General features: G+C 66.3%; 16 protein-coding genes. 7 read left to right on the plus strand and 9 right to left on the minus strand.

Annotation, left to right across the window (positions count from 1 at the left end):
• Positions 1 to 38 precede the first annotated feature (38 nt).
• The gene (locus ABE463_RS03290) at positions 39 to 290 is read right to left on the minus strand and encodes a DUF3297 family protein (RefSeq protein ID WP_259261709.1); all 252 of its coding nucleotides are present in this window, start codon (positions 288 to 290) and stop codon (positions 39 to 41) included.
• 136 nt (positions 291 to 426) lie between these two features.
• Here ABE463_RS03290 and ABE463_RS03295 point away from each other — a divergent pair, with 136 nt between their 5' ends.
• On the plus strand, positions 427 to 969 hold the full coding sequence (locus ABE463_RS03295; RefSeq protein ID WP_259261710.1) for a hypothetical protein: 543 nt from the start codon (positions 427 to 429) through the stop codon (positions 967 to 969).
• A 48-nt stretch (positions 970 to 1,017) separates the two neighbouring features.
• On the opposite strand, the gene ABE463_RS03300 is transcribed toward ABE463_RS03295, so the two are convergent.
• From ABE463_RS03300 to msrB, 5 genes are all read right to left on the minus strand, one after another.
• A complete protein-coding gene (locus tag ABE463_RS03300) occupies positions 1,018 to 1,293 on the minus strand; it encodes a DUF4031 domain-containing protein (RefSeq protein WP_259261711.1) in 276 nt (91 codons plus the stop codon).
• Positions 1,294 to 1,307: 14 nt separating this feature from the next.
• Positions 1,308 to 1,805, minus strand: coding sequence for a hypothetical protein (locus tag ABE463_RS03305; protein ID WP_259261712.1), 498 nt, complete (start codon positions 1,803 to 1,805; stop codon positions 1,308 to 1,310).
• 103 nt (positions 1,806 to 1,908) lie between these two features.
• Positions 1,909 to 2,853, minus strand: a complete 945-nt coding sequence (gene motB, locus ABE463_RS03310; protein ID WP_123731296.1) for a flagellar motor protein MotB — start codon at positions 2,851 to 2,853, stop codon at positions 1,909 to 1,911.
• Positions 2,854 to 2,862: 9 nt separating this feature from the next.
• The gene (motA, locus tag ABE463_RS03315; RefSeq protein WP_123731295.1) at positions 2,863 to 3,717 is read right to left on the minus strand and encodes a flagellar motor stator protein MotA; all 855 of its coding nucleotides are present in this window, start codon (positions 3,715 to 3,717) and stop codon (positions 2,863 to 2,865) included.
• A gap of 91 nt (positions 3,718 to 3,808) precedes the next feature.
• Positions 3,809 to 4,276 (minus strand): peptide-methionine (R)-S-oxide reductase MsrB, encoded by a 468-nt coding sequence (msrB, locus tag ABE463_RS03320; protein ID WP_259261713.1) that lies wholly within the window; start codon positions 4,274 to 4,276, stop codon positions 3,809 to 3,811.
• 128 nt (positions 4,277 to 4,404) lie between these two features.
• Between msrB and ABE463_RS03325 the strand changes: the two genes are divergently transcribed.
• Positions 4,405 to 4,824 (plus strand): classical arabinogalactan protein 4, encoded by a 420-nt coding sequence (locus tag ABE463_RS03325; RefSeq protein ID WP_346467247.1) that lies wholly within the window; start codon positions 4,405 to 4,407, stop codon positions 4,822 to 4,824.
• A 171-nt stretch (positions 4,825 to 4,995) separates the two neighbouring features.
• Positions 4,996 to 5,166 (plus strand): hypothetical protein, encoded by a 171-nt coding sequence (locus ABE463_RS03330; RefSeq protein WP_346467248.1) that lies wholly within the window; start codon positions 4,996 to 4,998, stop codon positions 5,164 to 5,166.
• 87 nt (positions 5,167 to 5,253) lie between these two features.
• Here ABE463_RS03330 and ABE463_RS03335 read toward each other — a convergent pair whose 3' ends face one another.
• The gene (locus ABE463_RS03335; protein ID WP_346467249.1) at positions 5,254 to 5,733 is read right to left on the minus strand and encodes an Lrp/AsnC ligand binding domain-containing protein; all 480 of its coding nucleotides are present in this window, start codon (positions 5,731 to 5,733) and stop codon (positions 5,254 to 5,256) included.
• 148 nt (positions 5,734 to 5,881) lie between these two features.
• On the opposite strand from ABE463_RS03335, the gene ABE463_RS03340 reads away from it, so the two are divergent.
• A complete protein-coding gene (locus ABE463_RS03340; protein WP_346467250.1) occupies positions 5,882 to 7,192 on the plus strand; it encodes a D-amino acid dehydrogenase in 1,311 nt (436 codons plus the stop codon).
• Positions 7,171 to 8,244 carry an alanine racemase gene (gene alr / locus ABE463_RS03345; protein WP_346467251.1) on the plus strand — a complete coding sequence of 358 codons (1,074 nt, stop codon included), beginning with the start codon at positions 7,171 to 7,173 and terminating at the stop codon, positions 8,242 to 8,244. The genes ABE463_RS03340 and alr overlap by 22 nt, the downstream gene beginning before the upstream one ends.
• An 8-nt stretch (positions 8,245 to 8,252) precedes the next feature.
• On the opposite strand, the gene ABE463_RS03350 is transcribed toward alr, so the two are convergent.
• On the minus strand, positions 8,253 to 8,819 hold the full coding sequence (locus ABE463_RS03350; RefSeq protein ID WP_346467252.1) for a DUF3016 domain-containing protein: 567 nt from the start codon (positions 8,817 to 8,819) through the stop codon (positions 8,253 to 8,255).
• A gap of 237 nt (positions 8,820 to 9,056) precedes the next feature.
• Between ABE463_RS03350 and ABE463_RS03355 the strand changes: the two genes are divergently transcribed.
• Positions 9,057 to 11,045, plus strand: coding sequence for an ATP-binding protein (locus ABE463_RS03355; RefSeq protein WP_259261718.1), 1,989 nt, complete (start codon positions 9,057 to 9,059; stop codon positions 11,043 to 11,045).
• 66 nt (positions 11,046 to 11,111) lie between these two features.
• Positions 11,112 to 11,402, plus strand: a complete 291-nt coding sequence (locus tag ABE463_RS03360) for a DUF3247 family protein (RefSeq protein WP_346467253.1) — start codon at positions 11,112 to 11,114, stop codon at positions 11,400 to 11,402.
• 30 nt (positions 11,403 to 11,432) lie between these two features.
• Here ABE463_RS03360 and ABE463_RS03365 read toward each other — a convergent pair whose 3' ends face one another.
• Positions 11,433 to 11,696, minus strand: a complete 264-nt coding sequence (locus ABE463_RS03365) for a hypothetical protein (protein WP_259261720.1) — start codon at positions 11,694 to 11,696, stop codon at positions 11,433 to 11,435.
• Between the last annotated feature and the right edge of the window lie 33 nt (positions 11,697 to 11,729).

Below are 11,729 nucleotides of genomic sequence, written 5' to 3' on the forward strand. Positions count from 1 at the left end.
CGGCACACGTGGATCAGGCGTCGCCGGCAACCGTGGGATCAGGCGTCCGGCTTCTGATCCAGGAAGTAGGCCACCACGGTGCCCTTGATCTTGATCGTCATCGGGTTGCCGCGGCGGTCGCGGGCCTTGCCGGCCTGCACGCGGATCCAGCCTTCGCTGACCGAATACTCTTCAACGTTGTCGCGTTCGACATCGTTGAAACGGATGCCCACGCCGCGCTCCAGCGCAGCGGCATCGTGGAAGGGACTGGTCGGGTTGATCGCCAGGTGATCGGGAGGGGTATCGCTCATGGTCACAGGATGCTGACGACCACCAAGGCCGCCTTCTGCCGTACAGGATAAACCGCAGCGGGCCCCGCGCCGAATTTCGCTTCCTGCCAACGCCCTTGCACGGCAGAATGCGCCCCTGTCTCCAGGAATACCGGCCATGCCCGACAACAGCGATTATTTCGACTTCGAAGAAGAGGAACGCGATTTCGACGAAGACGATTTCGAGGCACGGATCTGGAATCTGTTCGTGCTGATCAACCCGGGCGATGAGGAACTGGCCCTGCAGCAGTTCAATCGCTGGCGCGAGGCGCTGCTGGAGAGCGGCGAAGGCATTGATGAGGACGCCGACTGGCTGCCGCCGATGATGGCGGCGATCGCCTGGCAATCCGGGTTCGAGGTGGAGCGCAGCGATGCCGATGCGCTGATGTCGGCGGTGAACGAGCTGTCCGCGCGCTGGAACCTGCAGATCGACTGGGGCGGCGACCTGGACGATGAGGATTTCGCCGCCGAGGTGGATGCCCCGATGCTGATGGCCACCGCCCATGACCGCCTGCGCGAGCACAACTACGCGCTGTGGAGCGTGGATACGGGCAATGAGACCCTGGCCGGGTGGATGGCGCTCAACCGCGATGACGATGCGATGCTGGCGCTGTGCTCGCTGCTGGGCGTGGAAGTGCGGCCGGGCAGCGATCCGTTCTGAGGGCGTGACCGCGGTCTGCGTGTGCCGACCAACGGTCGGTACCTGCGCCTAGGGCAGGTACTGACCACGCGCGTTGGCGATGACCGCTTTGACCAGCGCGCGGTCGGTATGCCGTGAGATGGCCTGTGCGCCCAGGGCGATCGCCTGCAGGCGCAGCGGGGCGGGCACGTCGTAATGCGCGCCGCTGCGGCGGTTCTGGAACGCCCGCCGCGGAATCCCGAGCTGCGCCGCCATGGCGTGCAGCTCGGGCAGGGTGTCGGCCATCAGATGCGCCCAGCGTTCACCACGCCAGGGATGTACCGCATCGTCGATATAGACCGTCACCGGGTGGCCGTGGCTCAGGCCTGCGGCTTGTCGTCGCTGGCGGCCGGGGCCGGCTCGGCATCGGCTGCGACTTCGACGGCAGCATCGGTCACGATCTCGGCGTCTTCGGCCTCGTCGTCACCTTCGCCTTCCACGCCTTCGAATTCGGAGACCAGCTGCGACAGGTACTCGTCGGCGGTCTTGCCTTCGTCAGCGGCCAGGTCGTCGATCAGCTGCTGCAGCTGGGTCGAGTACTCCAGGTTGACCTTGCGGCCTTCCTTTTCCTGGACGTTGGACAGGTGCTTGAGCATGGCCAGCATCGGGACCGGGTTGTCGGCGTTGCCCATGGTCTGGCCGCCGATGGCCAGCAGCCACTCGGTGCCCTGCAGGCCGATCGCCGCGACGACCTGGCCTTCTTCGTTGGTCAGCACGGCATGGTTCTGCACCGGCTGCTGGGCGTTGAGGCGGTTGATCGGACGCTTGGGCTGCTGCTTCTTGCGCTTGTCGCGCTTGGCCTTGGACTGCTTGGACATGAGTGCCGTCTATCTACAAAAGGGAAGACCCATTGTAGTGCCGGCCGCCGGCCGGCTCCACGGATTCCCTGAATTCCCCCTGCAGCCCCCGCCGCCGCGCCCCTTAAGGCGCGACAGCCGGCGCCAGGGCCGCCTGGATATCGGCGTCGGCGGCGGTGGGCGAGAGCGCCACTTCCTGGCCTGCCCCCGCCAGCGCGGCGATCTCGGCGGCCTTGGTCATCACCACGATGCTGATCCGCCGGTTGATCGGGTTGTCCGGCTGCGCCTTGTCGAACAGCACCGAGGACGACAGGCCGACCACGCGGGTCACCTTGTCTTCGGTCATGCCACCGTCGAGCAGGGCGCGGCGGGCGGCGTTCGCGCGGTCGGCGCTGAGCTCCCAGTTGCTGTAGCCATGCACGGCGTTGTACGCGGTGGTATCGGTGTGGCCGGTGATGCTGATCCGGTTCGGCACGTGGTTGATGAACTGCGACAGCTCGCGCAGGATCTCGCGGGTGTAGGGCTTGAGCGTGGCACTGCCCATGTCGAACATCGGGCGGTTCTGCTTGTCCACGATCTGGATGCGCAGGCCTTCCGGGGTCAGATCGAGCAGCAGCTGGTCCTTGAACGGCTCCAGTGCCTGGCTCTTGCTGATGGCTTCTTCCAGTTCCTGCTTGAGGGCTTCGAGCTGCTGTTTCTCACGCTCGCGGTCGGTCTGCGGCACCGGCTTGGCGGCCTGCTGGTTCTGGAACGGGTCGTTGCTGTTGCCGCGTGAGATATCGGTGGCGCCGCCCAGCTTGATCATCGAGGTGCTGGCACCGCCCGGGCCGGCCATGCCCGGGGCCGGGGTCGAGCTCTGTCCGACCAGCGGGCTGGGGTTGCGGAAGTACTCGGAAATGGCCGCCCGCTCGGGCTTGGTGGTGGCGGCCATCAGCCACAACACCAGGAAGAAGGCCATCATCGCGGTGACGAAGTCGGCGTAGGCGACCTTCCAGGCACCGCCATGGTGGGCGGCATGGCCGCCTTTCTTGACCCGGCGGACGATGACGGTGGGTTTGTTCTCGGCCATGGCGGTGCCTTACTTGACCGTCTTGAGGTGCGCTTCGAATTCGCTGAAGCCCGGGCGCACGTTCGACGGCAGGGTCTTGCGGGCGAATTCCAGCGCGATCTTCGGGTTGTAGCCCCGCAGGCAGGCCAGCAAGGCGGTCTTGACCGACTCGTAAATGCGGCTGTCCTGCTCGGCGCGGGCTTCCACCGCGGCCGCCAGCGGGCTGACGAAGCCATAGGCCAGCAGGATGCCGAGGAAGGTACCGACCAGTGCGCCGGCAACGTGCGCGCCGACTTCTTCAATGGCGCCGCCGATGGAGCCCATGGTGATCACGATGCCCAGCACCGCGGCCACGATGCCGAAGCCGGGCAGGCCGTCGGAGACCTTGTTGAGCACCGCCGAGGGCTGCATGGCTTCGGCGTGGTGCTTCTCCAGCTCCATCTCCAGCAGCGGTTCCAGCTCGTGCGGCTCGATGTTGCTGCCGATCATCAGGCGCAGGCAGTCGGTGATGAAGTCGACCAGATGGTGGTCGGCCTGCACCTTGGGGTAATTGGCGAAGATGCTGCTTTCGGCCGGGCGCTCGACGTGGTCTTCCAGCGCCATGAAGCCTTCGCGGCGGGCCTTGTTGAGCAGTTCGTACAGCAGACTCAGGACATCGATGTAGTCCTGCTGCTTGTAGGCCGGGCCTTTGAATACACCCACCGTGGCCTGCAGGGTCTGCTTCACGGTTTTGATCGGGGTGCCCACCAGGAAGGCGCCCAGCGCCGCGCCGCCGATGATGACCAGCTCATACGGCTGCCACAGCGCGCCGAGTTTGCCGTGCGCGCCCACGTAACCACCGAGCACGCTGAGGATGACGACGAGGAATCCAACGATGATGAGCATGGGGCCGACGCGGGGAGGGGATACCTCCATGTCGGCCCGTTCACCCTTTTTCTGAAGGGGGGCGTTCGCTCAATGTCACACTTTTGCGAATTCAGGCAGCGGGCTCAGCCTCGGCGCCCCCGCGCTGCAGCGGGTCCGGGTAGGGCTGGCCGTTCGGCGTGAACGCGAGCGAGACCGAGTTCAGGCAGTGGCGTTCATGGGTCGGCGGCGGGCCGTCCGGGAACACATGGCCGAGATGGCTGTCACAGCGGGCGCAGACGATCTCGGTGCGGATCATGCCGTGGCTGGCGTCCCGGATCTCGCGCACATGGGCCGGATCGAACGGGGCGAAGAAGCTCGGCCAGCCAGTGCCGGAGTCGAATTTGGTGCTGGAACGGAACAGCGGCAGGCCGCACAGCCGACAGCCGTAGACCCCGTCCTGCTTGTTGTCCAGGAACACCCCGCAGAACGGCGCTTCGGTGCCGTGGTGCAGCAGCACGCGCTGCTCATCGGCGTTGAGGCCGGCAATCAAGGTCTGGCGCTGGGCGTCACTGGGCGGGGAGAGGTCGAAAGCAGTCATGGGCAGTCCTCACGTGGAGACCCTCTACATAGGGCCGGGCGGAGCGTGTTCCAACCCGGCGTCGTTCATCGTGCTGATACCCGTGCCGGTGCATGGTGAAGGTCTGAACCGCTGCCCGGGAGATCGCCATGTACCGCTCACGCTGCCTCGCCGCCCTGCTGGTGGTGCTGCCCTTGGCGGCAGGTGCGCAGATCGGTCCGCCGCCCAAGCCCACCGCGACGCGTCCGGTCGTCACCCCGCAGCCGACGCCCGTGCCGCTGCCTACGCCGGTGCAGCCGGCACCGGCCGACAGCCTCTCTGGCCAGATGGCCCCGGTGAAGTCGTCCGCGCAGACCCAGCAGCAGCTCCGCACGCACCCCATCCAGAGCAAGGGGCCTTCGCAGCCTGCGCCGATGCAGGGGCCCGCAGTGCAGAGCAAGGTGTATGACCGCCATGGCCGGATCATTCCGGGGGCCAGGCAGGTCGGGCCGAACCGGGTGCTCGATACCCGCACGGGCCGTTACTACGACTCGCTTCCCAGCGGCGATGGACAGCAGATCAAGCCGTGATCGCCGCCACGGCGGCGTCGGTCATCTGAACGGTTTACATCGAGGACCCGCAGTCATCCCCGTCAACGTTTCGCCTCACCGTTTTTTCGCCTGTGATTAACCGGATCAGCGGGACCCTGTGCGTGCGCCGAAACACAGCGCATCCCCGAGGTTTTCAAGAAGAGTGCAATCATGGCTAACCAGCAGAACCGCAGTCCCGGCAAGATGCCGCAGGAGCAGCAGGGCGGTCAGCAGCAGAACCAGAAGCCCGGCCAGCAGAACCAGCAGCAGTGGGACCAGCAGAATCAAAAGGGCGGCAAGCAGCAGGACCAGAAGCATCAGGACCAGAAACAGCAGCGCTGATGCGCTTGACGCAATGAACGAAGGCGGTGCGCACAGGCGCGCCGCCTTTTTTGCGTTTCAGCCCTGCAGCTCAGCCAAGCAACGGGATCAATCCGGAATCGGCAGGGTCAGGGTCTCCTTGACCTCTTCCATCACGATGTAACTCTTGGATTCGCGCACGTGCGGCAAGGTCAGCAGGGTGCTGCCGAGCAGCTTGCGGTACGAGGCCATCTCGCTGATGCGCGCCTTGAGCAGGTAATCGAAATCGCCCGAGACCAGATGACACTCCAGCACGTTGGGCAGCTTCAGCGCCGCACGCCGGAACTCCTCGAAGATGTCGCCGGATTTGTAGGCCAGGCTGATCTCCACGAACACCAGCAGGCTGGCCTTGAGGTAATGCGGATCGAGCTTGGCGTAGTACCCGGTGATGGCCCCGTCGCGCTCCAGCCGGCGCACGCGCTCGGTACAGGGGGTGGTCGACAGCCCGACCCGCTCGCCCAGTTCGGTGAAGGAAATCCGACCCTCCACCTGCAGGACGCGCAGGATTTTCCGGTCGATCTTGTCCAGTTCGCGGGCACGCACGGCCATCGGCGTCAGCCTCTCAAGGGGGTTTGCAGGACAATACCCTGCCTGTAGGCCAAAAAACAGGCGAATTGATTGGTTTAGGCTGACTATACTTCCTCAATTATGGTCCCGGCCGCTCCTGCGCAGGGAATGATCGGGTTGGAGAGGTGTCATGCGCGTTCTAGTCCTTGGCAGCGGTGTGATCGGCACGACCAGTGCCTGGTACCTGCGGCAGGCCGGGTTTGAAGTCACGGTCGTCGACCGTCAGCCCGGTCCGGCGCTGGAAACCAGTTTCGCCAACGCTGGCCAGCTGTCGTTCGGCTACACCTCCCCGTGGGCCGCCCCGGGCGTGCCGCTCAAAGCGGTCAAGTGGCTGTTCTCCGAACACGCGCCGTTGGCAATCCGCCCGGGCCTGGATTGGCACCAGTACCGCTGGCTGGCGCAGATGCTGCGCAACTGCACCCATGAGCGTTATGCGATCAACAAGGCGCGCATGGTGCGCATGTCCGAGTACAGCCGCGACTGCCTCAACGAGCTGCGCCGCGAGACCGGCATCGAATTCGAAGGCCGCGACCTGGGTACTACCCAGCTGTTCCGTACCCAGCAGCAGCTGGATGCCTCCGCGCAGGACATCGAAGTGCTGGCCCAGTACGGCGTGCCGTATGAGGTGCTAGACCGCGACGGCATCATCGCCCACGAACCGGCGCTGGCCGGCGTGGCGGACACGCTGGTCGGTGCGCTGCGCCTGCCGCGTGACCAGACCGGTGACTGCCAGTTGTTCACCCGTCGCCTGGCGCAGATGTGCGTCGATGCCGGGGTCGAATTCCGTTTCGATCAGGACATCGCCGGCCTGCAGAGCGAGGGCGACCGCATCACCGGCGTGCGCATCGACGGCAAGCTGGAAACCGCCGATCACTACGTGGTCGCGCTGGGCAGCTACTCGCCGTCGCTGGTCGCCCCGCTGGGCATGCAGCTGCCGGTGTACCCGCTCAAGGGCTACTCGCTGACGCTGCCGATCACCAACCCGGCGATGGCCCCGACGTCGACCATCCTGGATGAAAGCTACAAGGTGGCCGTGACCCGTTTCGACGACCGCATCCGCGTGGGTGGCATGGCCGAAGTGGGCGGGTTCGACCTGTCCCTCTCACCGCGCCGCCGTGCCACGCTGGAGAAGGTGGTGCGCGATCTGTACCCGGAGGGCGGCGATTTGTCGCGCGCCGAGTTCTGGACCGGCCTGCGCCCGGCCACGCCGGACGGCACCCCGGTGGTCGGCGCCACGCCGTACCGCAACCTGTACCTCAATACCGGCCACGGCACCCTGGGCTGGACCATGGCCTGCGGCTCCGGCCGCTACCTGGCCGACCTGATGGATGCCCGCCAGCCGCAGATCAGCACCGAAGGCCTGGATATCTTCCGCTACAGCCACCACGCCGCATCCGTCCGTCACCGTGAGCCGAGTTCATGCGCCCAGCCCGTGCGTTGATTGATCTGGACGCGCTGCGCAGCAACTACCGGCTGGCACGCGAACTGGGGGGCGGCAAGGCCGTTGCAGTGATCAAGGCCGATGCCTACGGCCACGGTGCGGTGCGCTGCGCGCGCGCGCTGCAGGCCGAGGCCGATGCCTTCGGCGTGGCCTGCATCGAGGAAGCGCTGGAACTGCGCCAGGCCGGCATCACCGGCCCGATCCTGCTGCTGGAAGGCTTCTTCGATGCCGACGAACTGCCGCTGATCGTCGAGCACGACCTGTGGTTCGCCGTTGGCGCACCGTGGCAGGTCGAAGCGGTGGCCGCGTTCCAGACCACCGCCACGCTCACCGTGTGGTTGAAGCTGGACAGCGGCATGCATCGCCTGGGCCTGTGGCCGGACGAGTTCCGCACCGCGCATGCCACGCTGAGTGCGCTGACGCATGTCGGGCCGATGGTGCTGATGACCCACATGGCGCGTGCCGATGAACTGGACAGCCCGCGTACCCGCGAGCAGGCCGATGTGTTCGCCGCGGCCATCGAGGGCCTGGCCGGGCAGACCAGCCTGTGCAATTCACCGGCACTGCTGGGCTGGCCGGACGTACGCAGCGACTGGGTGCGCCCGGGCCTGATGCTGTACGGGATCAACCCGATGCCGGCGCACACGGCGCTGACCGAGCGCCTGCGCCCGGTCATGACGATGCGCTCGAAGATCTTCGCCGTCCGCGATATCGCCGTGGGCGAACCGGTCGGCTATGGTGCGCGCTTCGTTGCGCAGCGGCCGACCCGGGTCGGGGTGGTCGCGCTCGGCTATGCCGATGGCTACCCGCAGTTCGCGCCGAATGGCGCCCCGGTCCGCATTGATGATCAGCCGGGCATCGTGATCGGTCGGGTTTCGATGGACATGCTCACCGTGGACCTGACCCACCTGCCGCAGGCCGGCATCGGCAGCACGGTGACGCTGTGGGGCGATGCGCCCCGCATCGAGGCCCTGGCGCCGCTGTGCGGGGTCAGCGCGTATCAGCTGCCGTGTGGCGTGAAGCGGGTCGTGCGCGAGTACGCCGGCGGCTGAGGCATGCCTCAGTTGCTGGCCGTGGCCTGGTTGCGCAGGTCGCGGCGGATCCAGTCTTCCAGCAGGCGCTTCTCATAGCGCAGCGGATCGGTGTCGCTCTGCCGTCCGATGCTGTGCAGGTAGCCGGTGTCCTGCAGCTTGCGCTCGCCCTCACCGAGCACCTGGCCCTGGGCATTCTTGAGTGTGTAAGTAAGCGTCACGCGCGGCGGGTAGATATCGCGCATGACCCGGATGTCGTCGGCTCGTGGGCCATGCCACGGCTCGTAGTCGCCGGCGCGCTTGATGTCGGTGAAGGTCACCTCCAGCGTCTGGCCCGGCTGCAACTCCTTGCTGGCCGTGGTCCGCACATATTTGGCGAGCTGCTGCACCCAGTCACCACGCTCGGCCTCGAAACGGTTGCTGCTCTGGCGGATCTCGGTGAACTGGGCCGGGTCGGTCCAGGCGACCTGCACCGGGCCGTCAGTCTCGAGCGCCCGGGGCGCTTGGGGATCGGTCACGGTCCGCGGGGCTGCCGCCGCACTGCCCATCAGCAGCAGCCCGGCCAATGCCCCGGCCCACAGAGAAGTACGGTTCATGACAACTCCTGCATCGCGATCACGGGTGGGATCAGGCCCTCAGTGTGATCCCGATCCGGGTGGCCGACAATCCACGCGTGTATGCTCCGCTGCTGCGGTTGGCGCCAATTCATCCAGGCCGCACCGTCCGGGGCTGGCCGCGCTTGACACTGCGAATACGCGCATTGGCCGATCCTGTGTCCCTCTGTCTCGCCAGTTGCCCCATTGACGCCCTTGTCCAGCCTGCCCACTTCGACGTTGGAACGCTCCTCTTTCCTGGCCGCATCGCCGGATCCGGCCCTCTATCGCACGGTCCTTGAGCGGCTGAATGCGGGCTTCTGCATCATCGAGGTGATTTTCGATGAGGCGCAGGTCGGGGTCGATTACCGCTTTGTCGAGGTCAACGAGGCGTTTTCGCGCAATACGGGACTGAGCGATGCCTGCGGGCAGCGGATGAGCAGCCTGCAGCCGGGGCATGAGTCGGACTGGTACCGCATCTACGGCGAGGTGGCGCTCAGCGGGCAGGCAAGACAGTTCGAGATGGAAGCGCGCGCGCTGGGTCGCTGGTATTCGGTGGAAGCGGTCAGCGTGGGCGAGCCGGACGAGCATCTGGTGGCGGTGGTGTTCTTCGACATTACCCACCGCAAGCACATCGAAGTGGAGCTGGCCGAAAGCGAAGCGCGTTTCAGTGCGCTGGCCGATGGCCTGCCGATGCCGGTCTGGGTGCTGGACGAGCGCGGCCATTCGCGCTTCGTGAACAGTGCTTTCAGTGAGTTCTTCGGCGGTGATGAGCAGCGCGTGCCCGACGATGTCTGGCGCGGCCTGGTGCACCCGGATGACGCCTCCGTGTTCGATTACGAGTTGCAGGAATCCTTGAAATCGCAGCGCTCCATGCACGCCCTGGTCCGCGGCCGTCGTGCCGATGGCCAGTGGCGCTGGCTGGAAATGAACGCCCGCCCGCGGTTCTCGCGGATGGGGCGGTTCATTGGTCTGGCCGGCAGCAGCCCGGATGTCACCGAGCGCCGCGAGATCGAAATGGCGCGCGAAGAGCTGCTGCAGTCCGAACGCGCCGCGCGCAGTGCCGCCGAGAACATGGCGCGCCTGAAAGACGAATTCCTGGCCACGCTCTCGCATGAGCTGCGCACGCCATTGACCACCATCCTGGGCTGGAGCGAACTGCTGCTCCAGCGCATCGACAACACCAGCCCGATGTACAAGGGCCTGGGCGTGATCGCCAGCAGTGCGATGGCGCAGAAGCGGCTGATCTCGGACATGCTGGACCTGAGCAGCATGCTGCTCGGCAAGGTGCAGCTGGAAGTGGAAATGCTGGACCTGCGCACGCAGCTGGACGAAGCGATGCGCGCGCAGGAGCTGGTCGCCGAGGGCAAGGCGTTGTCGATGGAGCTGGTGATGCCCGACGAGCCGTGTCTGGTGCTCGGCGATGCCACGCGCCTGCAGCAGGTGCTGTGGAACCTGCTCTCCAACGCCATCAAGTTCACCCCGGCCGAGGGCCGGGTGGTGCTGACCCTGGCCGAAGACGGTGGGCACTGGTCGATCAACGTCAGCGATTCCGGCGACGGCATCGCGCCGGAGTTCCTGCGGCATCTGTTCAGTCGCTTCCGCCAGGCCGATGGAACCACCACCCGCCGACATGGTGGGCTGGGGCTGGGCCTGGCGATCGTGCAGCAGCTGGTGGAGCTGCATGGCGGCGCGGTGGCGGCCAGCAGCGAGGGCCACGGCCACGGCTCCACGTTCACCGTGCGCTTGCCACGCTACCAGCCGCAGGCCGATGGTCGGCCGCTGCGCGAAGTGTTCAGTGGTCCGATTCCCGAGCAGATCATTGAGCCGTATCCGCTCAAGGGCCTGCACCTGCTGGCCGTCGAAGATCAGCCCGAAGTGCTGGAATACCTGCGCCGCCTGCTGGAAGAGCAGGGTGCCTCGGTCACCACCGCCGCCTCGGCCGGTGAAGCACTGGCCCTGCTCAACGAACAAGGGCATGACGGCATCGATGCGCTGCTGACGGATATCGGCATGCCGGGCATGGATGGCTATGGCCTGGTCCGCACCCTGCGCGACAACATGGGGGTCGAGCCAGCGGCGCTCCCGGCCGTGGCGGTGACCGCGCTGGCGCGGGCGGATGATCGCAAGCGCGCGCTGGCCTCCGGCTTCCAGGAGCATGTCGCCAAGCCGTATTCCGTCGCCCAGCTGGTGGCGGCCGTGCGCGGTGTGTTGAGCGGTACGCGCTGAGTCCTGCGTTGGCGGCGTGTTGACGTCGCCGCGGGCACACTGGCGGCGTACGCCACAGGAGTTGCCATGTCCCGTTACGCCCCCCGCATCCATACCGACCCGACCGCCATCGCGGCGCTGGAGGCGTTGCTGCCTCAGCTGCATGGCCAGACCCCGGTCGAACTCACGCTTGAGGATGGCAGCCGCCTGCTCGGCACCGTGGCGGTGCAGCCGACGCTTCAGCAATACCGCGACGCCGACGAAAACGAAGGCAGCAATGGCCAGCTGCGGCTGGACGATCTGGATACGCCGGTCCAGCAGCACGTGGTGTGGCTGGATCAGATCACGGCCATCCGGCAACTGCCCTACCGCGAGTGATCGCGGCGGGCAGGCGCGGTGGGGTTGGGCTCAGTGGGTGAATTCGCTGGGTTCGGCCTCGAAACGGCGCGCGTAGGCCCGTTCATCGGCAATCCGGGCCACCTCTTCATCGGCGAGGTCCGGGGCGCCATACACGGCATACGCCACGTTGCCATCCGAGGTTTTGCCGATCTGATGCAGGCGGTAGCGCGAATGGCCGCCGCCGGTATCTTCGGGGTAGTGCACCGGTGGCTGGCTGCCCTCCATGTCCATCTCGCTGTTGTCGACTACGCCACCGACAAACAATGCACGCATGTGCCATCTCCACGGGAAGTGAGGCTCCACCCT

Origin of the sequence: Stenotrophomonas sp. TWI819 (assembly GCF_039673075.1) — a bacterium.
Classification (GTDB): Bacteria; Pseudomonadota; Gammaproteobacteria; order Xanthomonadales; family Xanthomonadaceae; genus Stenotrophomonas; species Stenotrophomonas rhizophila_B.

Excerpts from the sequence above, each read along its gene's own strand:
- ABE463_RS03290 (WP_259261709.1), bottom strand. The coding sequence starts at position 290 with ATGAGCGATACCCCTCCCGATCACCTGGCGATCAACCCGACCAGTCCC.
- ABE463_RS03295 (WP_259261710.1), top strand. The coding sequence starts at position 427 with ATGCCCGACAACAGCGATTATTTCGACTTCGAAGAAGAGGAACGCGAT.
- ABE463_RS03305 (WP_259261712.1), bottom strand. The coding sequence starts at position 1,805 with ATGTCCAAGCAGTCCAAGGCCAAGCGCGACAAGCGCAAGAAGCAGCAG.
- motB (WP_123731296.1), bottom strand. The coding sequence starts at position 2,853 with ATGGCCGAGAACAAACCCACCGTCATCGTCCGCCGGGTCAAGAAAGGC.
- motA (WP_123731295.1), bottom strand. The coding sequence starts at position 3,717 with ATGCTCATCATCGTTGGATTCCTCGTCGTCATCCTCAGCGTGCTCGGT.
- msrB (WP_259261713.1), bottom strand. The coding sequence starts at position 4,276 with ATGACTGCTTTCGACCTCTCCCCGCCCAGTGACGCCCAGCGCCAGACC.
- ABE463_RS03325 (WP_346467247.1), top strand. The coding sequence starts at position 4,405 with ATGTACCGCTCACGCTGCCTCGCCGCCCTGCTGGTGGTGCTGCCCTTG.
- ABE463_RS03330 (WP_346467248.1), top strand. The coding sequence starts at position 4,996 with ATGGCTAACCAGCAGAACCGCAGTCCCGGCAAGATGCCGCAGGAGCAG.
- ABE463_RS03335 (WP_346467249.1), bottom strand. The coding sequence starts at position 5,733 with ATGGCCGTGCGTGCCCGCGAACTGGACAAGATCGACCGGAAAATCCTG.
- ABE463_RS03340 (WP_346467250.1), top strand. The coding sequence starts at position 5,882 with ATGCGCGTTCTAGTCCTTGGCAGCGGTGTGATCGGCACGACCAGTGCC.
- alr (WP_346467251.1), top strand. The coding sequence starts at position 7,171 with ATGCGCCCAGCCCGTGCGTTGATTGATCTGGACGCGCTGCGCAGCAAC.
- ABE463_RS03350 (WP_346467252.1), bottom strand. The coding sequence starts at position 8,819 with ATGAACCGTACTTCTCTGTGGGCCGGGGCATTGGCCGGGCTGCTGCTG.
- ABE463_RS03360 (WP_346467253.1), top strand. The coding sequence starts at position 11,112 with ATGTCCCGTTACGCCCCCCGCATCCATACCGACCCGACCGCCATCGCG.
- ABE463_RS03365 (WP_259261720.1), bottom strand. The coding sequence starts at position 11,696 with ATGCGTGCATTGTTTGTCGGTGGCGTAGTCGACAACAGCGAGATGGAC.